We start from the raw sequence: 24,514 nt of genomic DNA on the forward strand, positions 1-24,514 counted from the left end.
ATTATTATGTATACACAACAAGAGGGAAAAGATATTTATATTGGGGAAATATTCGAATTTATTCAGCAAATTTTGGATTTAAAAAAATACAAAAAACATATATTTTATCGAGGTCACTCAAGTGAGCGGTATCACTTAATACCCTCACTTTTTAGAAAAAATAGTCAAGGTCGTTCTATATATAGTTCGCAAGAACATATTTTATATCGAGAATTGTACATGTCTGAATATAAAGAATTTATCAATGATCGATATACATTAGATAAATTGGTTAGAATGCAGCATTACTCAATGCCGACACGATTACTTGATTTAACTACTAATCCACTTATAGCCCTTTATTTTGCATGTAAATCAAGTGTAGATATGGATGAAGGTATAGGGGAGGTGATTATATTTTTTATAGATGATAAGCATGTCAAATATTATGATTCTGACACGGCGAGCTGTATTGCAAATTTGGCAAGATTATCCGATCAAGAAAAAGAATCAATTAAGTTTAACTTTGATCGTGAACGTTTTAATCAACAGACCGGTATTCAGCTGTTTTCTGTAAATCAGTACTTTTTAACGGTTTATTCATGAATATTTTCATAATCAGCCTTTCTCCTATTTTTAATTTGCTGATTAATTGTAAAAGTCGCATTCATCAAAGTTATAGAAGCATAACCGATTGCAGCGATAGTATCAGCAGAGTGCCAAATTTTTTACATCATAACCATTTCCCGAACTATTTCCATTAAATAAAGAAACTTATTCATGACATCTATTTGTTACTAACAATATCAACCTGTTATTCATGCACAAAAAGAAGCGAGAATTAAACAAAATATGACTGTAAAACGAATTCTATTCCGTGAGATCGTGTTTATAGAATTCTTTCAGCTGTTTTAGCGTGACTGGGATAAGATCTTTTGCCAAAAGTGTTTCTCGCTGATGTAAAAAATTTTCTAGATGAGTTTTTTTATCCTTCCAAGTCCCATAATGCAGTAGACGGTGGCACTTTGGGCAGAGTACAATAATATTGGATAAAACATCTAATGAAAACTCAAACTTATTTCGTTGGCTAAGCGGAATAAAGTGATGAGCTTCAACATAAGGCTTCTTTGTCGCGTTTGAAAGAAATGTTTGGTGATTTGGGTCAATCTGACATTTAAAGTCAGCATTACATAACGCTTGAGCGGCTATATTTGGGTCACGCACTGGAGAATTTACCATGTAAGTTGATTCTTTTGGCTCTTTCACCATACTGTTATTCTGAGGCATTAACTTTGCTGCTTTTTGCTGGGTTAGCAGTTGATAATTATCTTCGTTATTTGCGATGATATCTTGTATATTTTTACCGACATGATTAAACAATTGCTCATAATGGCCGAGTAGGATCTCAACATGTTGCTCAAACTGCTTTTGCGTCGGTAAGTTGGACTTTTCATAGTAGAAGGCTTCAATATTGCCTTTTTCATAGCACTGGCCTAAATCCCCCTCCGCTTTTAAGTTAATATTGCCCTTAATTGTTTCGGCATGAGGAGTAAAATAATTTAGCGCTTGCTTGGCCACCTTCTGCATTCTTTGTAAAGCGTTTGCTTGACCGTAGGTTTCAACATAGCTGGTTACTCCCTGGTTTAACGAAAGGTAACATGATTGCATATCTTGCGAGAAAAGCAGGACAATATAGTATCCTTTGCGCGCTGATTCAGTGATGCTTTGATTAAAGATAGCGACCCAAGGGATTCTAGCTAACTTCCCTTCACCATAAGAACCTTTTACGCGAAAGGGATTTTTTCTATTTTCTTTTTGTATGGTAGCGTTGAGGATTTTAGGAATAGTATGTTTAATCGCAATTTGCTCAATTCGCGTTGGTTTTTTAGATAATTTGGTTGAGGCTAGTAAATCCTGATAGTTATCTAAAACATCCTTTAATTCTTTCATACTAATATCATTATATTGTGATTTGTATTCCAATAATTATAAAAGGGATATGTTGTTAATGAAATAAGTTAGTTGATTTAGTAAATCATATAGATAAGATTAAAGGGTTATGGGTAAGCTGAATATTAGTGAATGATACCATTCAAAGTCAAATTTCTAGATTAAAAATTTTGCCCCTTATCATGTGGTGGTCATGTCGATAATCAATGTGAAAATGACGGTATTATTTGGGATTGCCGCAGTATTAGGGAACCGGATATTGTTTTAAAAGAAAATGGTCAGCCTTGTATTAGCATCCCGCGGAGTGAGGATATGTTAAGAACAAACAGACCATTTAATATTACCTCAACACATATATATCAAACCAGTATCAGATCCTACTTATCAGAGAAATATTATCAGGAAGAACAATATTATGTAAAAGCTCAGGAGTTCATAGATTTTAAATATCATTTTCGAAATGATATTACATATGGTATTGCATTTAGCACGGAAGAAAAAGGTGGGAGTGAAAAAATCTGGAGTGCTGATATACGAATAGTAAAAGATAAGGATGGTAATTTACAATTATTAATTGATAATGAAGTCAATTCAGGTGATATTAATTAGTACTACATAAGTGGTAATGATAAAAGTGTGTTGTTATCGGTATTCAGCTTTTTTGGTAAATCAGTACTTTTAACAGTTTATTATAGAAGAGATAATTAATATGAAACAAAAAATTATCATCTTTATTCTACTAAATTTTATGCTAATGATGTTAGTGAGCTGTAGTAGTATTAGGGAACCGGATATTGTTTTAAAAGAAAATGGTCAGCCTTGTATTAGCATCCCGCGGAGTGAGGATATGTTAAGAACAAACAGACCATTTAATATTACCTCGACAGATATATATCAAACCAGTATCAGATCCTACTTATCAGAAAAATATTATCAGGAAGAACAATATTATGTAAAAGCTCAGGAGTGCATAGATTTTGACTATCATTTTCGAAATGATATTACCTATGGTATTGCATTTAGCACGGAAGAAAAAGGTGGGAGTGAAAAAATCTGGAGTGCTGATATACGAATAGTAAAAGATAAGGATGGTAATTCGCAATTATTAATTAATAATGAGGCTAATTCAGGCGATATGAATTAATGTTACATTAGTGGTAATGATAAAAATGTGTTGTTATCAGTATTCAGCTTTTTTGGTAAATCAGTTCTTTTAACGGTTAATTATAGAAGAGATAGCTAATATGAAATAAAGAATTATCTTTTGTATTCTATTAAATTTTTATGCTAATCATGTTAATAAACTGTTTGGAATTTATTATACACCATATATTATTTTAAAAAATAATATCAACTTTGTATTAGCATCCCAAGAAGTGAGAATATGATAAGAACGAACAATTTAATATTACCTCTGCAATAGTATCTAAACTTGGTAATGAATTTTTTATGTTTCAGAGGGATAAAATACACCTGATATGATTTTTTGAAAAGTATAATAATCATTATTTGGGCTGGAATGAGCATCATTATGTTAATGTCTTGAACAGCTTTATAGTCAGTGCTAAAAGAGGAGTTATTGGCCATCCTTTACTGGATTTATTGTTAAATTTCTGGAAAACACAAGACAAAGTACAACACTATTTCTTTTTTCACATTATGGTTGATGAATTATTTAAATACGAAGAGTATAAGAAGAATAATTGCCCAGTTTTTGATGACACATTAGTACATATTATTCAATCCAAAATGTATGAACCCTTTAATCCGGAATCATTTGAATTAATTAAACAAAGAACAAGAATTCATAAATTAACGTATGTGAAAAAGACTAAGAAAAATTCTTATTATGAACATATCCGCAACAGTTATTTATAATAAATTATTTTTATATCAATAATTTTGAAATAATATAGAAATTCGACTATTATTAAATTAGAAAATGAAAGATAGTAATTGCTACGGCGAATTTATATTAAATTTTTATTAAATATTAACGCAATATTGCTGGATCAAGTTTTTTTATAAAAATTAATTTATTTTATCTATTTGGATCCTTTTGATTATATTACTTTATAATCAAAAGGATCGGATATAAGGAGATAATAAATGCCTAAATTTCATGAAACTTCTATTGGGAAGGTTGCTTCACATCTTAAATCGACTGATCTATTTGTTTTTACATCACTATTCATAGTAGGTACGAAGGAAAATCATCAGAAGGCTACACCCAGACTATTAACCTCCGGAGAGATTGCGATGGTTACTTCAATATTTAAAGATAGCATCAACATTGCTTCAGTAAGAGTTAGAAATGGTCCTCTTCTGCTTGGTCAAGGTAATCATGCAGTAACTCCATTCGGCGAAATATATTTTCCTAAAGAGCATTTTAAGCGTGACTTTTCAACTGGGCAAAGTGGTGATAAGCATTGGTTTATGCATGAAATGGTTCATGTCTGGCAATTTCAGATGGGAATGGCAGTAGCATTTTGGGGACTAGGCAGCGGAGCTGTTGATTATCACTATGAATTGACAAATGATAAAGTATTATCAGACTATGGTATGGAGCAACAAGCTTCAATTATTGCTGATTATTGGTGTCTAAAAACATTCGATTATGATGCTTGGTATACACCCGCATATGAAAAATATAAAGGTAAGGATAAATCCAGAAATAAACAAGGCATGCGAAATTACTGGCTAAAATCATATGAGAATACTTTACGTTTATTTTTAAAAAATCCTAAAGATAAGAAAGCACTATTTGGATAAAATGAAGAAATATTCACTGTTTACTGCTGATATTTTTACTGAACATATTAGCAGGCTGTATTAGGGCGTATTATACACCGGATAGTGTTTTAAAAGATAATGGTTAACCTTGTATTAGTATCCCGCGGAGTGAGGATATATTAAGAACAAACAGACTAATATTACCTTGGCAACAGTATCTCTACCAGTTGACGGAAAAGAATTATCAGTGAAAAAGTATGATAATCCGGAAAATCAATATTATGTAAAAGCCCAGGAATACATAGATTTTAACTATTATTTTAAAAATGATTTCACTTATCAAATTGATTTTATATCAGTGAAAAAAGATCAAAAGGCAAAATTCTGGGAGGTATTAATACGGATTACAAAGGATAAGGATGATAATTTAAAATTATTAAATGATAATGAGGTCAATCTAGACGATATTAATTAGTGCTACATAAGTGGTAATCATAATAATAATGCGTTCTTATCGGTATTCAGCTTTTTTGGTAAATCAGTACTTTTAACGGTTTATTATAGAAGAGATAATTAATATGAAACAAAAAATTATCCTCTGTATTTTACTAAATTTTATGCTAATCATGCTGGCAGGTTGTATTCGTATTAATGATCCGGATGTTGTTTTAAAAGATAATAGTCAACCTTGTATCAGTATTCCATCAACTGAAGATATGTTAAAAGAAAACAAACAATTTAATATTACCGGTACGGGGATATATGAAACCAGTACTGATACCTACTTATCAAAGAAAGATTATCCGAAAGAACAATATAATGTAAAAACTCAGGAATGTATTGATTTTGATTATGATTTTCAAGATGGCATTATCTATGACATTATATTTACGTCGGCAGAGAAAGGTGGAAGTGAAAAAATCTGGGGTGCTACTATACGAATTATAAAGAATGAGGATGGTAATGCACAATTATTAACTGGAAACAGAGTTTTGATAAATTAAATAAATTGCTCAAAGTTAGATTTTTGATGAAGATAATATTGTTTTGAAATTGTTATACAAAATATAATACTAGATTTTCTAATCTTTTAATCCATATTTAATTGAATATGTTAATTATTTTTTTAGAAATAATTGATAAGAATTATTTATTAAAAACAAAATTTTGTTCATAAAATAACTATTAAAGCCATCAACCGGTCAGTAATAGTTGATGGCCATATTAATGATTAGAATAATAAATTTAATTCAAAAAAATATAAAATTCAGTTTAATTAATCTGAGTTTGATGTTCGTTACCCTGACGAGAACGAATACGACCAATCTGATAAACAGTTTCGCCTTGTTGCTGTAAAAATTTCTGTATTGCGTCGGCGTCTTCTGCATTTACCACCAAAACCATACCAATACCGCAATTAAAAGTGCGGTACATTTCCTGAACTTCTACATTTCCAGCTTGTTGCAGCCATTGAAAAAGTTTGGGTAATGGCCATGATTGAGAATCAATGGCGGCCACGGTGTTTTCAGGAAGAATGCGGGGTACATTTTCACTGATACCGCCACCGGTAATATGAGCCATACCTTTGATGGTAAATTGTTTTAGTGCCGCCAGAATAGGTTTTACATAAAGCCTGGTCGGGGCAATGATTGCCTGGCGCAATGTTTTACCTTGATTAAATTCAGCGTCAAGCTCAGGCTGGGCACGTTCGATAATTTTACGAACCAGTGAGTAGCCATTGGAGTGAATACCGTTTGAAGCCAGACCTAATACAACATCACCTGCAACAATGCTGCGTCCGTTAATTACCTGTTCTTTTTCTACAACGCCAACTGCAAAGCCGGCCAGATCATATTCGCCATCGGGGTACATGCTCGGCATTTCTGCAGTTTCACCACCAATCAGTGCACACCCGGACTGTTCGCAACCGGCTGCAATGCCTTTAATAACAGCAGCGGCACGTTCAACATCTAGTTTGCCGCAGGCAAAATAATCCAGAAAGAATAATGGTTCTGCCCCTTGTACCAGAATATCATTGACACTCATAGCTACCAGATCAATGCCTACGGTGTCGTGCTGATCCCATTCAAAGGCCAGTTTCAGTTTGGTACCTACACCATCGGTACCAGAAACCAGTACCGGGTGGCGATATTTCTGGCTGATTTCAACCAGAGCACCAAATCCGCCCAAATTACCTAATACTTCAGGCCGCATGGTACGCTTGGCAAATGGTTTAATTCTTTCAACCAAAGAATCACCAGCATTAATATCAACACCGGCATCACGATAACTCAGGGACTGGCTCATTTGGTGTGTTTCCTTTGGGTAAGACAAAGCAAGTTAAATTAGGATGGAGTAAACCAAAAACCGGATAATTTTAACATTTTTCACCTTTTGCCGGTGTGTAAATTATTAGAGTTTGTGAGCAGAGGATAGGCGTGGCTAGCATTCACAGATTTGGATTATTTCTGTCAGAGAAATTAATTTTTAAAAATTCAATTATCTATTCAGTATTTTTTATATAACACTATTTCAATAAATATTTATTGATTATTTTTTGCTATTTAAAAGCTCTGACATTTTCTGTTTTACCAGTTTGACCGAAAACATAAAGAAAAAGGCCGAATCTGATGATTCGGCCTGAGTATTAGCTCTGCCACAGGCAGCTAATAGTAATTGTAAATACTGCTTAGGCTTTACGAGCCGGCAGTTTTTCACGGATGCGGGCAGCTTTACCGGTTAAGCCACGCAGGTAGTACAGTTTGGCGCGACGTACATCACCACGACGTTTAACTTCGATTTTTTCAACGGCTGGAGAATATAACTGGAATGTACGTTCTACACCTTCACCGCTGGAAATTTTACGAACGATGAAGTTACTGTTCAGACCACGGTTACGACGGGCGATTACAATACCTTCATAGGCCTGTAAACGGGTACGGCTACCTTCAGTAACACGTACAGAAACAACCACGGTATCACCTGGTGCAAAAGCCGGAATTTCTTTATTCAGGCGAGCGATTTCTTCTTGCTCTAATTGTTGAATTAAGTTCATATTAAGCTTCCTATTATAATGGGATATCCCGTTCCTCTTGTCTGATCGTCTGCAAGAGTCTGGATTCCTCTGGGGTTAATTCACGATCGGCCAGTAAATCTGGACGGCGTGTCAGTGTGCGCCTCAGCGCCTGAGTTAATCGCCACTGTGCGATTAAAGCATGATTACCGCTACGTAGAACGTCGGGAACTGTCTGCTGACGAAATTCTACAGGACGGGTGTAGTGTGGGCAATCAAGTAAACCATTGGCAAAAGAATCTTCTACTGCTGAGCGTGTATCGCCAAGTGTGCCGGGTAACAAACGGATTACTGCATCCATTAACATCATTGCCGGCAATTCACCGCCGGAAACCACAAAATCACCAATACTGATTTCGGTTACTTCGTTGCTGGTCAGGATGCGTTCATCAATACCTTCATAGCGGCCGCACAGTACAATCAAAGCCTTTTCTCTGGCCAGATTTGCTGTCTGTGCATGATTCAGTGGCTTGCCCTGCGGACTCATATAAATCAGCCGTCCTTCGGGACAAGTCTGTCTGGCTGTATCAATGGCTGCCTGTAAGGGCGGAGCCATCATAATCATTCCCGGACCACCACCAAACGGCCGGTCATCAATATAACCCAACGGGTTATCAGCGAACTGGCGCGGATTAATGGTAGCAAATTCCCATATACCTTTTTGTAATGCACGACCGGTTACGCCACTGCCGGTAAGGGCAGTAAACATTTCCGGAAACAGAGTAATGGCCTGAATGTGCATCAGTAATCACTGCCCCAGTCAACAACAATTTGCTGTTGAGGCAAGTTAACTTCATCAATGTACTGTGAGACAAAAGGAATCAGTTTACGGCCAAAAGCACCATCTACTACCAGTACGTCATGCGCACCGGTTTGCATTAATGAACTGACAGTCCCCAGATTTTCCTGTGTACGGTTATGTACCTGCATTCCGATCAGGTCTGTCCAGTAATACTCATTGTCATCGGTTTCGGCAAAGCTGGCGCGGTCTATTTCGATGGTAAAGCCGCGTAGTAATACTGCGCTGTCACGATCGGTTATGCCGTCAAATCTTACCTGTAACTCATCGCCGCTGATTTTGCTTTCGGCTATGCTTACAGTTTTAATCTGGCCATCTTTACTCAGCTGCCATTGCGGATAGTCGAGCAGGCTATCGGTATATTCAGTATCAGAATGGACTTTCACCCAGCCTTTTACTCCGAACACACCTTTTATATAGCCCATTGCTACCCATTGTGGCTGTGTACTATTCATTTGCTTTACTGCTAATCAGGCCGCAGCCTTTTGTTCTTTAACCAGCTTGGCAACAGCTTCGCTTAATTGCGCGCCCTGACCAATCCAGTGGTTCAGACGGTCTGCGCTCAGACGTACGCGTTCCTGTTTCTCATTGGCAACAGGATTATAAAAACCAACGCGTTCGATAAAGCGGCCGTCACGGCGGTTGTGTGAGTCTGCTACGACAATGTTATAGAAAGGACGGTGTTTAGAACCACCGCGAGCCAAACGGATAACTACCATAGTGTATTCCTTAGTGAAAAAATCGAAGTAATTTTATTCTGCCAAGATAACAGAAAATCGCTAATTTTAGTGGGTAATTCCTAGTCTTGGCAAGCTGTTAATGCATATTTGTTGCGTATATAGTGTTTCGGATCTGCTTGTTATTGGATGTTTATTTAATTAGCATTGCTGCTGAGGCGTGTGGTTTAAGTTGTTGCTATATCAGCTTAAATTGATAGAAAACGCTAAAGTGTAATTCGGATGCGCAGGTGGCTGTAAAGATGTTTTTTATAATTATATTTTATAAATCATATTGTTATTATTATAATCTATAATTGTGCTATCAGGTTTTTATTAATAAGGGCTGCATAGCTTCATTTCTTCGCGTATCATAGCTATTACATGTTTTTGCGGATATCTCAACAATGAAACAGATTTTTTTGGATTTTGAACAACCTATAGCCGAGCTGGTACAGAAAATAGATGAGTTGCGCTTTGTACAGGATGAGTCAGCTGTAGATATATCCGAAGAAATCGCGCGCCTGAAAAAGAAAAGTGACGATTTAACCAAAAATCTTTTTGCCAAACTGACACCGGTGCAAATTTCACAGGTATCCCGTCATGCACAGCGTCCGTATACTTTAGATTATATTGATGCTCTGTGTACTGATTTTGAAGAATTGCACGGTGATCGTGCATTTGCTGATGATGCAGCTATCGTTGGCGGTTTGGCGCGCTTTAATGGTGAAAGCGTAATGGTTATTGGTCATCAGAAAGGCCGTGATACCAAGGAAAAAATTCGCCGTAATTTTGGGATGCCTAAGCCCGAAGGATACCGTAAGGCTCTGCGCCTGATGAAGCTGGCAGAAAAATTTCAAATACCTCTGCTAACCTTTATTGATACACCGGGAGCTTATCCGGGCATCGGAGCGGAAGAAAGAGGGCAGTCTGAAGCCATCGGCCGTAATTTATACGAGCTGGCACGGCTGCGTGTACCGGTTATCTGTACGGTAATTGGTGAAGGCGGTTCAGGCGGAGCGCTGGCAATAGCTGTTGGTGATTACATCAATATGCTGCAATTTTCGACTTATTCGGTGATTTCACCTGAAGGGTGTGCATCTATTCTATGGAAAACCGCAGAAAAAGCTCCGGAAGCTGCTCAGGCTCTGGGGATTACTGCTAAACGCCTGCATGATTTAAAATTAATTGATACTGTGATTGAGGAGCCTCTGGGAGGAGCGCATCGTAATTATCCGGAAATTATGCAGCGGGTAAAATCGGTGCTTACCCGTCAGCTGCAAGATGCTAAAGACAAACAGTTGTCGACATTACTAACCCGGCGTTTTGATCGTCTGATGAGTTATGGTCAGTTCAGCGGTAAGTAAACTATGTGACAATATTACACAACAATGGTCAGCCTCTATGGCTGGCCGTTGTATTTTAGCAGTCGGTCTCAGCGGCGGGCTGGATTCGGTGGTATTGTTACATGCGTTAACGAAATTGCGTGATAGTCTTCCGGTGCATATATCAGCAATTCATGTGCATCATGGTTTAAGCAGATATGCAGATGAATGGGCGGTATTTTGTGAGCAGTTATGCGCATCGTGGTCTGTCCCGTTGAAGATTGTCAGGGTAAATGTGCGTACAGCAGGAGAGGGTATAGAAGCGGCTGCACGCAAAGCACGTTATCAGGTTTATGCAAATAGTCAGGCTGACGCAGTGGTGCTGGCACATCACCGGGATGATCAGATTGAAACCTTTTTTTTAGGAGCTTTGCGTGGCGGCGGTATACGTTCGCTTTCGGCTATGCCTCAGGTACGCTCATTAACCGGACATACTGTTCTCTGGCGACCGTTATTGTCTTTTTCACGGCAACAGCTAAAAGCTTATGCAGATGAAGTGGGACTAAAACATATTGAAGATGACAGTAATAGTAATTGTGCCTATTTGCGCAACTGGCTGCGTCTGGATGGTTTGCCATACTGGCGCAAACATCAGTCACATCTCGATACCCAGATAGAAGCGGCAGTAGAACGTTTGCAAGATGAGCTGTCTTTACTGGATGAAATAGCTGAAGCTGACTGGACTATGCTGCATGCGCAGCAAAAAGGATTTCAAATACCGTTATGGCGTAATTTAAGTGCATCACGCCGACGGCAGCAATTACGTCTGTTTGCACATAAGCATTGTCTGGGGATGTCGACCGCTGCGGCACTGACAGAGTTTGCAAGACAACTGATGGAAAGCAAAAATGGAGCACAATGGTCTTTGCCGCGTGCCCGTGTAATCTATTATGATTCCAGATTATGGATTGATAAGTATAATTGCAATGAGCAATGGCTCTGGCTCAAGTTGTTGCCGGTGTCTGGCTCTGAGCTGACTGCTGCACATTATCTGCAATGGAAAAGACATTCATTTGGTCTGGAGGAGACCGACGCTGGAATGACGGTCCGTCTGGCAGATGTCCAGGATACAATTATTTTACAAGGAGGAAAAAAGAAAGTTAGAAAATTATTACAGGAAAGAAAAATCCCTTCTTTTATGCGTGCTGTCTGGCCTATTGTGTGTGATTCTGATAACCAGTGTGTCGCTGTCATTAATGTAGCTGTGGCAGCCGACAAGGGTGTAAAGAATGGCTGGATGCCGTTAATAGAGGATTTGCCTATCAGGCTGTAAAAATTTAGGGTTAATATTATATATTATCGCAGATTCAGCTGCTGATTAATGCAATAACAATAATTAGAGGATAACAAAATGCATGATGATTCTACCAGGCAGGTGGAAGAGCAGGTGTTGGTGCGTCGGGCTCAGCAGGGTGATGCCCAGATTTTTAGTTTGCTGGTCAGGAAATATCAGCGTCGCCTGAAGCACTTTCTGCGTCGTTTTACTCATGATGATCAAGTAACATTGGATGTTGTTCAGGAAACATTCCTTAAAGCTTATAAAGCTATGCCGCAATTTCGTGCCGGAAGTCAGTTTTATACCTGGCTATGCTGTATTGGTATGAATACGGCTAAATCTATGACTGCTGTTTACGGGCGTGAACCGCAAATGATTAGTGAAATTGTGGATGAGAACGGGGAAGAAATTGATGTGTTTGAACATTTATCTGATTATCAGACACCTGAAAATCTGCTGCTCAACCGTGAATTGATTGATGCTATAGATGAAGCAATTAATCAGTTACCGGCCAACCTGCGGCAGCCGATCATATTGTCTGAAGTTAATGGTCTGACCTATGAAGAAATCGCTCAGCTAATGGGTTGCCCGGTAGGGACTGTGCGTTCACGTATTGCACGGGCCCGTGAGATTCTGTCAGCACAGATTAATATCAGATTTGAAAGGAAATAAAAAATACCGATATTCTGATTGTGATTTTCAGGATTTAATTAAATCATTCTGCTTATAATATTAAAACAGCATTCTGGTATTTAGCAAAAAATGATAATTTAGTTTTATATGCATATGTATTTTTTAGCTGTTAAACAGCTTATTTGCTGTCTGGCTAAAAGGGATATTTTATTTTTTTGAAGTTTCACCCGTCATTCAGAATTTATCCGGCTGAAGCACAATAATAAACGGTTTTAATTTTAATTTGTCTCTAGTTAATTTATTCAGACTATGCTGAGATATATATTTAAGCAGTGTTTTTGTTGTTGCAGCTATCTGGCTGTAATAACTGGATTAATTTGTCAAATTTGCTAAGTATTTGTAAGAGTGAAGAAAAAAATTATCTTGTTTACTCTTGAATTGCAGCGAGCGAGCCTTACTTTAAGTAACGAATAAATTTATATTTACGCCCCGCTGAAAATGCGGGTTTGTATTAACCAACTTTGCCGTGCCTCGGGCACTAAAGATGTGGAGAAGATAATATGACTATTCGTCCTTTGAATGACCGCGTTGTCGTAAAACGCCTGGAAGCTGAAGAAAAAACTGCTTCTGGTATTGTATTACCCGGTTCTGCTGCTGAAAAACCTGATATGGGTGAAATAATTGCCGTAGGTAATGGCAAACTGCTGAAAAACGGCGATCGTCAGAAACTGGATGTTAAAGTTGGCGATAAAGTAATTTTCGGAAAATACAGCGGCCAGACTGTTAAAGTAGACGGTGAAGAGTTGCTGGTAATGCGCGAAGAAGATATTTTCGGTATCGTTGAATAAATTATTTATCCAGAAATTTAATTTTATTGCGTAATTAATTATTAAAAATTAGGAGTTGCAAATGGCAGCAAAAGACGTGAAATTCTCTGACGAAGCCCGTCAGAAAATGGTTGCTGGTGTCAATGTATTGGCTGAAGCGGTAAAAGTAACTTTAGGCCCTAAAGGTCGTAATGTATTGCTGGATCGTGCTTTTGGCGGACCGCACATCACTAAAGACGGTGTGTCTGTTGCTAAAGAAGTAGAATTGAAAGACAAATTCGAAAATATGGGCGCACAGCTGGTTAAAGAAGTGGCTTCTAAAACCAATGACGTGGCTGGTGATGGTACCACTACGGCAACTGTTCTGGCTCAGGCTATTGTTACTGAAGGTATGAAATACGTTACTGCCGGTATGAATCCGATGGATTTGAAACGCGGTATCGATAAAGCTGTTGAAGCTGTTATTGCCGAACTGAAAAATATTTCTAAACCAGTTCCGGAAAAATCTAAAGAAATTTCTCAGGTTGCTTCTATTTCTGCCAATGCAGATGAATCTATCGGTGAAATCATTGCCAAAGCCATGAATGAAGTGGGTAAAGAAGGCGTGATCACTGTTGAAGACGGCAAATCACTGGAAAATGAAGTAGAAGTTGTTAAAGGTATGCAGTTTGACCGCGGCTACCTGTCTCCTTACTTTGTTACTGATGTAGAAAAACAGATTGCCGGTCTGGACAGCCCGTATATTTTGCTGTTTGATAAAAAAATCTCTAACATCCGCGATTTGCTGCCTGTGCTGGAACAAGTGGCAAAAACCAGCCGTCCGTTGCTGATTATTGCTGAAGATGTTGAAGGTGAAGCTCTGGCTACTCTGGTAGTAAACAATATTCGCGGTATCCTGAAAACTGTTGCTGTTAAAGCTCCAGGCTTTGGTGACCGTCGTAAAGCCATGTTGCAGGATATTGCTATCCTGACCGGTGGTACTGTTATTGCTGAAGAAGTTGGTCTGTCTCTGGAAAAAGCCACTCTGGAAGACTTAGGTCAGGCTAAACGTGTAGAAGTTGGTAAAGAAAATACTACTGTGATTGACGGACTGGGTGACAAAGCTGCTGTTGAAGCACGTGTTGCTGAAATCCGCAAACAGATCGAAGTGGCTACCAGCGACTACGATAAAGAAAAATTGCAGGAACGCGTGGCTAAACTGGCCGGCGGTGTGGCAGTAATTAAAGTTGGTGCTGCTACTGAAGTTGAAATGAAAGAGAAAAAAGATCGCGTGGATGACGCCCTGCATGCTACCCGTGCTGCGGTAGAAGAAGGTGTGGTAGCCGGTGGTGGTGTTGCCCTGCTGCGTGCCCGTGCTGCGATTAAAGACCTGAAAGGTGCTAATGCCGATCAGGAAGCTGGGGTGAAAATCGTACTGAAAGCAGTTGAAGCACCATTACGCCAGATTGTTGCCAATGCTGGTGATGAACCAAGCGTTGTAGTAAACAATGTGCTGAATGGTTCTGGTAACTATGGCTATAACGCTGGTACCGGTGAGTATGGTGATATGCTGGAAATGGGTGTACTGGATCCGGCTAAAGTTACCCGCACTGCTTTGCAGCATGCTGCTTCTATCGCTGGTCTGATGCTGACTACTGATTGCATGATTACCGAATTACCGGAAGATAAACCTGCTGCTCCTGATATGGGTGGCATGGGCGGTATGGGTGGCATGGGCGGCATGATGTAATAATCATGTTTGGCTAACTAGTCAACATATAGCTAATAGTGAGCATAACTGGTGTTATGCTCACTATTTTTATATTGAATAATTTAACTATAATAATGGCCAGATGCTTAAGATTTTATCACCCACATATCAGACAAAGTAACCATTCTTTTGCTGTTAAATGTGTTGATGATGATATTGTGTAAATGAAAGTACAGTATTAACCACATTTTTTTGTTAGTAATTGCTTATTATTAATTTTTCTATGTGTTAACTATGCTTTAATTCAAAGCAGATTTATAAGCTTTATACCTTTTATTGTAGTTATTAGTTTTTTATGCCTGTGGAAAATATCTTTATTTCGATTTGATTTTTTCAATAAATCTTAGTCAATAAGAACGTTATATAGCTGAAATATTGTTAAATGAAACTTTTATCAATATTTCAGCTCATATCATAAAATGATTAATTATCATGATGTGAAAAATGAAATTTCAAATCTAAAAAACTATTTAGCTATTTTCAAAATAATCTTCATAAATCAATTCAAAATTAGATAAATTAAATTTATCGGTAAAATCACCAACAAAAAATTCAGTCTGTTTTATGCAGAGTAAAGCAGGGTGGTACATTCCTATGAATAAAAAATTATTTTTCAGATGATGGGTTCTCAAATAAGAAATAGCTTATTGCGCAAATAACAGCCATGACTGCCCAAACACCAACCCAGGAGAATTGATGAAATAGCCATGGAATTATGGCTGGAGTTGCAAACAGAATGAAAAATACTACTGTATTAGCCATGGCTAATACAGTTGCAACACTCTTTTGTCCGGCAACGGTAGCCAGTTCGGTATATCCGATTCCATGCCAGGAAGAAATTGATATACCAGATATAAGAATAATGAAACTAGCAAAGTAGGCAAAATGATGTATATTGAATTTATATGAAAAATAAGTAAATACGGTAAGGGCTGCGAATAAGATGAATGAAAGGGCTGTAACAGCTTTCAGAAAAAATTTTCTATTTCCTTTTTTATCTGTATAAAAGCCACTACCGATACGAGTTGGTATTGAACTGATTTGTATGAAAAATAATAGAATACTGATATATCCAATACTTAATCCGGCAAAATCGTGCAAGAAAAGCATTGAAAATGTCATCAATGCAAACTGTGGCGCACATAAAATACCCACAGCTAATACAATGCGCCAAACTTTCAATGATTTCATTAGCTGAGTTGATTTATTTTTGAGTGATTGTGTTATATCCGGTGTTTTGTGTTCACTCTTACTATCCGGATCAATAATCCATAGATAGCTAAATAATGCAGCCAGAATACAAATAAATGCCGATATAAATAGTGTGGTCGAGAATCCATAATGAATTGATATATAAGGGTAGAATAATGCTCCCAATGCATAACCAAGTGGTACAGCTGCCTGCCTTACACTCATTGCTAAGCCGCGTTGCTGTGGTTTAAACCATTGTATGATCGCTTTGCCACTGGAACCATTTACACTGCTTCCAAAAAGACCGACGACTAGTAAACCGACACATAAAATGATACTTATTGAAGTGTGAGATGATATTTTTACAAAATAAGCTAGGGTGAAAAGAGCTATGGCAGTTGTGGACAATCCTGTAATTAATATCGGCCGATCTCCGAAGCGATCGGTGGCAATTCCCCAGGGTAATTCACTTACAGCAATTCCAAAACCTACAATGCCCATTAAAAGCCCTAATACAGATGTTGGGATATGGTAATCATTACGTAGAATAATGGAGGCTGCAGGTACGCCGCCGATAACAAAGGTAAAGCATGTATTAGCAAATGCACCTGTAAATAAAACTTTCCATTTATGGTTATCAGAAAAAATATTTTTATCCGGCAATTTGTTTGAATTTAAAGACATTGATGAACTCCTTTTTTCCGGAAAATAATAGCTAGAATTTTTTATATCTGTAAAACAGGTTTTTTTGATTTATTTGTAACGGAAAATCCGATATATTAAAAAATCTAATGACACTAACCGATGAAGACTGATTACACTATGGAAAAACTTGATTTAGAAATCCTTCACACATTTGTTGTCATTGTAGAAATGGGCAGCTATACAAAAGCTTCGAATATTTTATTTAAATCTCAATCGGCTATCAGTGAGCAAATCCAAAAGCTTGAGGTATTGTGCGATGCACAACTTCTACATCGTGGCAGATACGGCGCGAAACCGACAGCTATTGGTGAAAAAATGTATAAGCATGCAAAAAAGATATTATCTTTAAATGATAATATCATAGCTGATATTAGAAACCATGATTCGGTATATGAGCTGACACTTTCAATTACAGATTATTTTATGCCTGCCACGATAGCATCTGTATTAAGAGGGCTACGTGACCAATGTCAGAATATTCAATTTAATGTCTCAATTCAGAGCAGTTCAAAAATGCTCCTTGAACATACTCTGGAACAATATGATATCGCTTTATTTATTCATTTAAACGGGCAGCGATTACCCGATAATGATAATTTTATGGTTGTAGGGCATGAACCGCTCTGCTGGGCTGGCTCGAAAGATCTTAGTATAACCGGATCTGATCCACTGCCAATTATAACTTTGCCAAAAGGCTGCTTATTACAGAAATTAGCTATAGATAAATTAGAAAATAATAAAATATCTTATAATTTATCTCATTATGCTTCCAGTGTTATTGGTATGCAGTCTGCTATTGAGGCTCAATTAGGCATAGGCTGTCTGAACAGATCGTCAATGTCTAAGAAATTTATCGATTACACCGATATCCTGAAACTTCCGGCATTACCAGATATTGATTATATTATGTATTATAAATCGGAGAAAAATCCTTTTATAAATACGATAAAAGGATTAGTTGAGCGGGTAACAAGCAATGATAATACTTTTGAAAAATAAAAATTTTTAAAAAATACTATTATGCTAATCAGTACTGGTGTTTTCGCTAACTCAGATCTTAGATAATTCATAATATCGATTGATAAGTTGTTTTCTGTCAACTTTGCCAATATGAGTCATGGGCAATTCGTCAATGATATATATTTTTTTAGGCATCTGGTAACGTGCAATTTGTGGTTTTAACCAGTCTATTAAAGTATCTTCGGTTTGTTCAGTATGCGCTGCTAATACCACAAATGCCACTAATCTCTGTCCGAATTCCTCATCATTAACACTAATAACGGCTAAGTCGTTAATGTCAGGATGGTTAACTAAGCATTGTTCGAGTTCGTATGGGTAAACATTTTCACCGCCTGAAACTATCATGTCATCAGCCCGACCATTTAGATAATAATTATTTGTACTGTCTTTTTGAACTATATCACCAGTAGCTGTCCAGTTTTTGCCCTGAGTGGACCATGCACATTTGATATAGAGTTCACCTTTTATCGCATCCTCTTTGCCATTGTTCATTAATTTGGCTGATAATCCTTTAACAGGCTTACCTAGAGTTGATGGGTGAGTGATCAAATCATCCGGTGTTGCAATCAGGCATATTCCAGCTTCCGATGTGCCATATAAGTTAAATAACACTTTACCAAGTTGATTAATTGTTCGTTGAACCAGCGTGACAGCAATTGGTGCGCCGCCGGTGATGATGCATCTTAAACTACGTAACTGCGTTACAGAATAATTCATCATTCGACTGAGCATTAAGGGAACGAGGGTGATAACTTCAATGTTATGTTTGTTAATAAGTTGACAAACTTTGGCGGCATCAAAGCGTTTATTGATAAATATAGTGGCACCTAATAGTACTGACATACACAATGTCGCAATACCAAAACCATGGTAAATCGGTGTTGCTATATAGATTCTGTTATATTTGCTCAGGTTTAATTTCATCAACAAGTGATAAAAAGGACTGATAAAATTTTGTGCTTTACTATTGCGTCCTGCCATTTTAAAACGTCCTGTTGTACCACTGGTTAACACAGTAAGTTTATTAAAATGGGTAACTTTAAGATTGCCGGAATAGGGGGGCATCTTATCCTTTAAGAGCGAGTAAATGGAAATTTGCTCCGGATGATCTGTTGGTAATGATTTGACATCAATTAAGATAGGAATTTGAGGATCATGTATGATCCAATCAAATTTTACTGCATCTTGTATATTTTGTAATTGCTGGGCTGATAGTTCTGTATTGAGTAAGTAAATATCTGCACCTAGCCGGGCAATAGCAAAGAGAGTTTGAATCATAATAGTATGATTACTTGCCATTATGGCTATTTTTTGATGCGGTTTTATGTCATAATGCGCCGCTAATTTTTTGGCTAAATGCTGTGACTGCGTATAAAGTGTACGATAATTTATACAATTGTCATTTTCATTAATGGCGATTTGGTCTGGGCTCAGCTTCTGACGTATATAGAGCAACGCCATTAAATTCATTCCAACCGAACGAAAACTCATTAATAAATAAAAAATTCCTTTAAAGGTCAAAAGTTTAATGGTGTATAGCGCTTTGATTGTTTTTATCATCATTTTCTCTTAATGTAATAACAATTTAATTTAAACCAGATGCCATTAAACAGGACGCTGGCCAATTGCACTATCATCGCCCACCATGGTTTATATTGGCGTTTTTGTGTTTGTAATAAATAACTTATAATTGTAGCAGCTTGCTTTGGCTGTAATGCAGGTAAGTTCTGATAAGCTTTGGTCGGCTCGATCATCCTTGTTTTTACTAAAGGTAAATATGCTGTCGATACTTTGATTTGCCGATTTTGTAATTCAGGCATTGCTGAACGCAGCCATTGATCGAATGCCGTTTTTGAGGCTTGATATGCTGACCAATTTACCGCTGGCGCAAACAACACATTGACAGCCGAAACGTTAATGATATGTCCTTTACTTTGCTGTAATTTGGGGATAAGTGCAAGGCATAATTGTACCGGAGTCAGGTAGTTTAATTTTATGGTTCGTTCAAAATCATGCTGGCGATCTAACGATTGCATGACCGGGCGACAAATCGATTTACCGGCATTATTAATAAATATATCAACAGGTAAATTTTGTATATATTTTATGAATCCATCAAGTTGTTCCTGATCACGCAAATCAGCTGCATAAATGTCAACTTTAGCTTTGCTCATAGTGAGCCGTTGCTTTAATTCGCGCAGTTTATCAACTGTGCGCGCAACCAATATTAAGTTGCAATCAATATCGGCTAAAAGATAACAAAGCGACTCTCCAATGCCATAACTGGCGCCTGTTATAATGATAGTTTTATGTTTTAACCGCTGCGTTAAACGGCGGATATTAGGTTTATGTACATAAAACAGCAAAAAGTTAAGCAGTTTAATCAAAGCAACGGATTTCAATTGTAAATAATATAAACAGCAGCATGAAGGTAGCAATTAATAAATCAATAGGTTATTTATTTTTGTTACGTCATCATTTTAATTTCATATGTTAAGTAATTAGTCTGGTTAAATCCTGTCCTAAGCATAGATCAATAAAGCAGGCTATCATCATGACGGAATAAATAGCGGGAATGTAAATCATCTTAGAATATCATATATTCCAAAAAGATAAACAAACCTTGCCAAAGATAGGATAAAAAATTAATGCTACAAGTTTAATTGATAAACTTTATAGATTTAGTAAGTGAGAAAGTTATATGCCCATAATATAGAATGAACCACACTTTTGTATATTTACATCAATCCAGGCTATAAAATCAATAATCATCTGAGAAAGCAAAGGTTTGGATTTGGAAAACTTGTGAGCCGTTTCTTTTAAATAATCGTCTTCTAGCATACAGACAAAACGAAAATCAAATAAATCACTTTTAAGTTCTTTTAAATTCTTGGCTTGATCAACCCTGGTCTTAAGCCTTAATAGTGCCGGTTTTATAAGTAGCCATTGTTCTGTATTAACTTCGGTGATTCCCCAATGCCCATATTCCCCGTATTTAGGAACATACTCGTATATAATGCCCTCAATAAAGCTGAACGCTCCTTCTGTCAGGTATTTAGATGTAGTACTGCGTGTAGTACTGCGGAGGGCTTTTTTATTAGGAGGTATGGCGAATTCAAAAATAAGCCCGCCTATGTTCTTATAATATGATTGTAAATTAAAATTAATCATGCACACACCATTATATTTCTCAAATGAGATTAAAACTGTATTAAATACAGGTACACTGAATATATTTTTAATTCAATTAATATATTATTTTAAATGGAAATTTGATTTATTTTTAAAAAATTCAACTAGATAATGAGTTATATTTTAGGTAGAAATTAGGTATTTTATACATATATTTATAGCTTAATTATAAATAATCATTGCAATCGTGTTATTGTGTTTTCAATAATATTGGAATATTTTAGCATGAAATAAAAAAACGGTTTAATTAAATTAATCTGTTTTTTCCATAAAATTTCTTTGAGCCCACATCTGCCGGTTTAGGCTGAGTTTTAAATTCTTCTAAGCCGATACCAAAACTTATCAAACAGTGTGCTTTCTAAACATGATAGTACTATTATGGTAGCTGAGAAGTGGGTAGGTGATAATAATTTATAAAAAAACTAAAGCTTTATTTAACCAGTTCTACACCGCGATTAGCCAGTTCATCAGCCTTTTCATTTCCCGGATGTCCGGCATGGCCTTTAACCCAGTGCCAGTGTACCTGATGCTTACTTACTTCGCTGTCCAGTGCCTGCCACAGTTCAGCATTTTTTACCGGCTGTTTTGAGGCAGTTTTCCAGCCGCGTGCTTTCCAGTTATGAATCCATTCCTGCATGCCGTTTTTAACATATTGTGAATCTGTGTAGATGTTAACAATACACGGGCGTTTTAATGCTGCAAGTCCTTGAATTACAGCTGTGAGCTCCATACGGTTATTGGTGGTATTAGCCTCACCGCCGAAAAGCTCTTTACTGTGGCTGCCGGATTGTAAAAAAGCCCCCCAGCCACCCACGCCGGGATTGCCTTTGCAGGCGCCGTCGGTATACAGAGTAACTTCACTCATATTCATAGTTGATTTAAAAATGCTTACTATATCACGTATGCACAGGTAAAACTTTTCCGGGATTCAGGATACCTTCGGGGTCGAGGTTATGCTTTTGTGCCTGCATCCATTTGATTTCTGCATTACTGCGAACACGTGGTAGCCATTGATTTTTTAACTGACCGATGCCATGTTCGGCAGCTATACTGCCATGGTAATTTAATACCTGTTCATATACGACTTTATTGATGTTTTCTTCATATTGATAAACATCATTATTCATAATATCAGCAATAAAAACGTTGTAATGCAGACTGCCATCACCGAGATGGCCGAATAAAATGGTCTTGGTTTGCGGAAAGGTTTTAATCAGTTGTTGCTGGCAGTTTTCGACAAAGTCAGCAACATGTTCAATCGGAACGACAATATCATGCTTGATACTGGCTCCGAGACTGCGTTGTGCAGCAGATATGTTTTCGCGCAAGCTCCATAAATGCTGACGTTCTGTTTCAGACTGAGCAATAACTGTATTAAGCCAGTTACCTTGTTCCAGTACGCTGATTAAGGGATCGGTTAAATTTTGTGCCGGCAGGCTATCGCTCAGTTCTACCAGAATATGCCAGCTCGCATGAGTTGGTTCGCGTAATTGACTATAGCTGGCTGACAAATTCAGAGCCGCCTGACTGATCAGTTCAAAGCTGGACAGGCGCTCGGCAAAGTGATTTTTCAGTGCGGCTAACAGACTGGTGGCAGCGTGAATATTGTCTACGCCAATCCAAGCTGTTAATACACTTTGCGGCGGAGCAAACAGTTTTAGTGTAGCTGCGGTAATAATCGCCAGTGTGCCTTCACTGCCAATGATTTGTTGACGCATTTCATAGCCACTGGTGTTTTTATGCAGTGGATACAGGTGACTGACCAGTTCGCCATCGGACAGGACATATTCCAGACCCAGTACCAGATCACGCATTGTGCCATAACGCACTACATTCAGACCGCCGGCATTACAGGCAATATTTCCGCCTATCTGACAGGAGCCTTCACTGGCCAGACTCAGGGGAAAATAGCGATTGGCAGTTTGAGCGATTTTCTGTACTTCAGCGAGTATCATGCCGGCTTCTACGGTAATGGTGTTGTCAGCCAGATTGAGTTTGCGCATGCGGTTAAGTTTACTTAAGGACAGAATAATCCCTTTACCGGCAACAGAAGCATGCGGTGTAGCACCGCCGCACAAGCCGGTATTTCCGCCTTGCGGAGTAACAGGAATATGCTGCTGATGGCAATAGCGCATAATCTCCTCTACAGCGCTAACGGTATGCGGTTGTAATACTGCAAAAGCCTGTCCATGATAACGGCCGCGCTGGTCGGTACAAAACGGTTCGATAAGCTGATTGTCAGTGAGGATTTCATCAGGCGTAAGGATTTGCTGAAACCGGGCTAGATGAATGGTGTGAGGCATGGCAGTTAACTCTGTAGACACTATAAGCTGATTGTACGGTAATTAAAAATTGCGGGGTGGTAAATATACGCTATCGCAGAACGTTTACAGTACAATATGGTTATTCAGTAATATTAGTAAGGATAGGGCATGTATTTTGTTGATCGCAGTGCTGTTGTGCTGAAACCTGCTCAGGCTTTTCTCGACTGGCTGAAAAGTACCAGTGATGATTTGCCTGAGTTAACTTTGTCACAGCTCCAGAGTAATTGTACTACATTGCTGGTACCGGAATTTGAAACCCCGGAACAGGTCATTGGTTATATTGGTGAACGCTTTAATCTGATTTTTGAGGCAGAGCTGTCTGCATGGGAGGTAGAGCGTAAGCTGTGGCCAGTATTGAATATTGATCAGTTCTGGAATTTTTTTACAGTAGAAGTGCATGATATGGTACTGGATCTGGTAGATACAGATATACATATATCTCCGGTATATGGTGAAGAACAGGTTTAGTATCTGATGATGGCGTGTGTTGTGCGGCTGAAGCCATCCCGATGTGCTTTTTATCTGTCGGTGATTATGCATGTACTGACACTAGTGGCTATTGTGTTCTACAGCACAGGCTGGTTGTGTCTGGTATGGCTGCTGGCATGGTTATTATCTGCATTATGGGCAGGTTATGGCTTGCGGCAAGGCAGAGTCAAAAAAATTGAAATCAGTCCACAGGGGCAGGCTTTACTGCTATTTACACAGGGCAAAGCTGCTGTACCGGCTAAACTGTGTTGCAGTGGTATTGTTATCAGAGCAAATATGATGGCTTTACACTGGCAAACTTCGCGCGGCCGCGTATACCAGCTTTTGCTACCGGATATGACCGATGCGCAGGCATGGCGAAGATTACAAGTATGGGTACGCTGGTGTCAGCCAAACAATACACAATCGGTTTTGAGGCAATCAATCTTGAATAAGGTAATCCGCAGGCTCAGGCTGAAGGATAAGAATTAGG

At 37.9% G+C, this 24,514-nt stretch carries 27 protein-coding genes; 15 read left to right on the top strand and 12 right to left on the bottom strand.

Going from position 1 to position 24,514, the window contains the following annotated elements; translation table 11 throughout:
- Positions 1-6: 6 nt before the first annotated feature.
- Entirely contained in the window at positions 7-585 is a 579-nt protein-coding gene (locus H3T84_RS01485) for an FRG domain-containing protein (protein WP_198217338.1), read from the top strand.
- A gap of 264 nt (positions 586-849) precedes the next feature.
- Here H3T84_RS01485 and H3T84_RS01490 read toward each other — a convergent pair whose 3' ends face one another.
- Entirely contained in the window at positions 850-1,929 is a 1,080-nt protein-coding gene (locus tag H3T84_RS01490; RefSeq protein ID WP_198217340.1) for an MrcB family domain-containing protein, read from the bottom strand.
- Positions 1,930-2,241: 312 nt separating this feature from the next.
- Between H3T84_RS01490 and H3T84_RS01495 the strand changes: the two genes are divergently transcribed.
- The 6 genes from H3T84_RS01495 (at position 2,242) to H3T84_RS01520 (ending at position 5,666) form a co-directional block, all read left to right on the top strand.
- Positions 2,242-2,538, top strand: coding sequence for a hypothetical protein (locus tag H3T84_RS01495; protein WP_198217342.1), 297 nt, complete (start codon positions 2,242-2,244; stop codon positions 2,536-2,538).
- Positions 2,539-2,638: 100 nt separating this feature from the next.
- Positions 2,639-3,073 (top strand): putative T6SS immunity periplasmic lipoprotein, encoded by a 435-nt coding sequence (locus H3T84_RS01500; RefSeq protein WP_198217350.1) that lies wholly within the window; start codon positions 2,639-2,641, stop codon positions 3,071-3,073.
- A 365-nt stretch (positions 3,074-3,438) separates the two neighbouring features.
- The gene (locus H3T84_RS12385) at positions 3,439-3,807 is read left to right on the top strand and encodes a capsular polysaccharide synthesis protein (protein WP_198217352.1); all 369 of its coding nucleotides are present in this window, start codon (positions 3,439-3,441) and stop codon (positions 3,805-3,807) included.
- A gap of 231 nt (positions 3,808-4,038) precedes the next feature.
- Positions 4,039-4,701, top strand: coding sequence for a hypothetical protein (locus H3T84_RS01510; protein WP_198217354.1), 663 nt, complete (start codon positions 4,039-4,041; stop codon positions 4,699-4,701).
- 166 nt (positions 4,702-4,867) lie between these two features.
- Positions 4,868-5,137, top strand: coding sequence for a hypothetical protein (locus tag H3T84_RS01515; RefSeq protein WP_198217356.1), 270 nt, complete (start codon positions 4,868-4,870; stop codon positions 5,135-5,137).
- Positions 5,138-5,240: 103 nt separating this feature from the next.
- Positions 5,241-5,666, top strand: a complete 426-nt coding sequence (locus H3T84_RS01520) for a putative T6SS immunity periplasmic lipoprotein (protein ID WP_037473341.1) — start codon at positions 5,241-5,243, stop codon at positions 5,664-5,666.
- 268 nt (positions 5,667-5,934) lie between these two features.
- On the opposite strand, the gene purM is transcribed toward H3T84_RS01520, so the two are convergent.
- From purM to rpsP, 5 genes are all read right to left on the bottom strand, one after another.
- The gene (gene purM / locus H3T84_RS01525) at positions 5,935-6,969 is read right to left on the bottom strand and encodes a phosphoribosylformylglycinamidine cyclo-ligase (protein ID WP_198217364.1); all 1,035 of its coding nucleotides are present in this window, start codon (positions 6,967-6,969) and stop codon (positions 5,935-5,937) included.
- A 382-nt stretch (positions 6,970-7,351) separates the two neighbouring features.
- Positions 7,352-7,717, bottom strand: coding sequence for a 50S ribosomal protein L19 (gene rplS, locus H3T84_RS01530; protein ID WP_025331156.1), 366 nt, complete (start codon positions 7,715-7,717; stop codon positions 7,352-7,354).
- Positions 7,718-7,730: 13 nt separating this feature from the next.
- Positions 7,731-8,477 carry a tRNA (guanosine(37)-N1)-methyltransferase TrmD gene (trmD, locus tag H3T84_RS01535; protein WP_025331155.1) on the bottom strand — a complete coding sequence of 249 codons (747 nt, stop codon included), beginning with the start codon at positions 8,475-8,477 and terminating at the stop codon, positions 7,731-7,733.
- On the bottom strand, positions 8,477-8,989 hold the full coding sequence (rimM, locus tag H3T84_RS01540; RefSeq protein ID WP_198217366.1) for a ribosome maturation factor RimM: 513 nt from the start codon (positions 8,987-8,989) through the stop codon (positions 8,477-8,479). The genes trmD and rimM overlap by 1 nt, the downstream gene beginning before the upstream one ends.
- Positions 8,990-9,004: 15 nt before the next feature.
- Positions 9,005-9,253 (bottom strand): 30S ribosomal protein S16, encoded by a 249-nt coding sequence (gene rpsP, locus H3T84_RS01545; RefSeq protein ID WP_025331153.1) that lies wholly within the window; start codon positions 9,251-9,253, stop codon positions 9,005-9,007.
- A 404-nt stretch (positions 9,254-9,657) separates the two neighbouring features.
- On the opposite strand from rpsP, the gene H3T84_RS01550 reads away from it, so the two are divergent.
- The 5 genes from H3T84_RS01550 (at position 9,658) to groL (ending at position 15,100) form a co-directional block, all read left to right on the top strand.
- Complete coding sequence (locus tag H3T84_RS01550) at positions 9,658-10,617, top strand: acetyl-CoA carboxylase carboxyltransferase subunit alpha (RefSeq protein ID WP_174833787.1); 960 nt, start codon at positions 9,658-9,660, stop codon at positions 10,615-10,617.
- Entirely contained in the window at positions 10,595-11,908 is a 1,314-nt protein-coding gene (gene tilS, locus H3T84_RS01555) for a tRNA lysidine(34) synthetase TilS (protein WP_198217374.1), read from the top strand. Before H3T84_RS01550 ends, tilS begins: the two co-directional genes overlap by 23 nt.
- 78 nt (positions 11,909-11,986) lie before the next feature.
- Positions 11,987-12,583, top strand: coding sequence for a sigma-70 family RNA polymerase sigma factor (locus H3T84_RS01560; RefSeq protein ID WP_100116081.1), 597 nt, complete (start codon positions 11,987-11,989; stop codon positions 12,581-12,583).
- A gap of 521 nt (positions 12,584-13,104) precedes the next feature.
- On the top strand, positions 13,105-13,392 hold the full coding sequence (groES, locus tag H3T84_RS01565; RefSeq protein WP_025331149.1) for a co-chaperone GroES: 288 nt from the start codon (positions 13,105-13,107) through the stop codon (positions 13,390-13,392).
- Between the two features lie 61 nt (positions 13,393-13,453).
- Complete coding sequence (gene groL, locus H3T84_RS01570; protein ID WP_078475142.1) at positions 13,454-15,100, top strand: chaperonin GroEL; 1,647 nt, start codon at positions 13,454-13,456, stop codon at positions 15,098-15,100.
- Positions 15,101-15,727: 627 nt separating this feature from the next.
- Here groL and H3T84_RS01575 read toward each other — a convergent pair.
- On the bottom strand, positions 15,728-16,996 hold the full coding sequence (locus H3T84_RS01575; protein ID WP_198217376.1) for an MFS transporter: 1,269 nt from the start codon (positions 16,994-16,996) through the stop codon (positions 15,728-15,730).
- A 138-nt stretch (positions 16,997-17,134) separates the two neighbouring features.
- Between H3T84_RS01575 and H3T84_RS01580 the strand changes: the two genes are divergently transcribed.
- A complete protein-coding gene (locus H3T84_RS01580) occupies positions 17,135-18,016 on the top strand; it encodes a LysR family transcriptional regulator (protein WP_198217378.1) in 882 nt (293 codons plus the stop codon).
- 51 nt (positions 18,017-18,067) lie between these two features.
- On the opposite strand, the gene H3T84_RS01585 is transcribed toward H3T84_RS01580, so the two are convergent.
- The 5 genes from H3T84_RS01585 to H3T84_RS01605 form a co-directional block, all read right to left on the bottom strand.
- Entirely contained in the window at positions 18,068-19,600 is a 1,533-nt protein-coding gene (locus H3T84_RS01585) for a class I adenylate-forming enzyme family protein (RefSeq protein ID WP_198217380.1), read from the bottom strand.
- Positions 19,597-20,424 (bottom strand): SDR family NAD(P)-dependent oxidoreductase, encoded by an 828-nt coding sequence (locus tag H3T84_RS01590; protein WP_100116085.1) that lies wholly within the window; start codon positions 20,422-20,424, stop codon positions 19,597-19,599. Before H3T84_RS01590 ends, H3T84_RS01585 begins: the two co-directional genes overlap by 4 nt.
- Positions 20,425-20,734: 310 nt before the next feature.
- Entirely contained in the window at positions 20,735-21,208 is a 474-nt protein-coding gene (locus H3T84_RS01595; RefSeq protein WP_198217382.1) for a hypothetical protein, read from the bottom strand.
- Positions 21,209-21,659: 451 nt separating this feature from the next.
- The gene (rnhA, locus tag H3T84_RS01600; RefSeq protein ID WP_078475184.1) at positions 21,660-22,094 is read right to left on the bottom strand and encodes a ribonuclease HI; all 435 of its coding nucleotides are present in this window, start codon (positions 22,092-22,094) and stop codon (positions 21,660-21,662) included.
- Between the two features lie 31 nt (positions 22,095-22,125).
- Positions 22,126-23,532, bottom strand: a complete 1,407-nt coding sequence (locus H3T84_RS01605; protein WP_198217384.1) for an FAD-binding oxidoreductase — start codon at positions 23,530-23,532, stop codon at positions 22,126-22,128.
- 129 nt (positions 23,533-23,661) lie between these two features.
- Between H3T84_RS01605 and H3T84_RS01610 the strand changes: the two genes are divergently transcribed.
- Together H3T84_RS01610 and H3T84_RS01615 are read left to right on the top strand one after the other, a co-directional pair.
- Positions 23,662-24,021 (top strand): hypothetical protein, encoded by a 360-nt coding sequence (locus H3T84_RS01610; protein ID WP_198217386.1) that lies wholly within the window; start codon positions 23,662-23,664, stop codon positions 24,019-24,021.
- A 6-nt stretch (positions 24,022-24,027) separates the two neighbouring features.
- Positions 24,028-24,513, top strand: a complete 486-nt coding sequence (locus H3T84_RS01615) for a protein YgfX (protein ID WP_084552018.1) — start codon at positions 24,028-24,030, stop codon at positions 24,511-24,513.
- Position 24,514: the final 1 nt, after the last annotated feature.

This window comes from Snodgrassella sp. M0110 (assembly GCF_016101465.1).
GTDB lineage: Bacteria > Pseudomonadota > Gammaproteobacteria > Burkholderiales > Neisseriaceae > Snodgrassella > Snodgrassella alvi.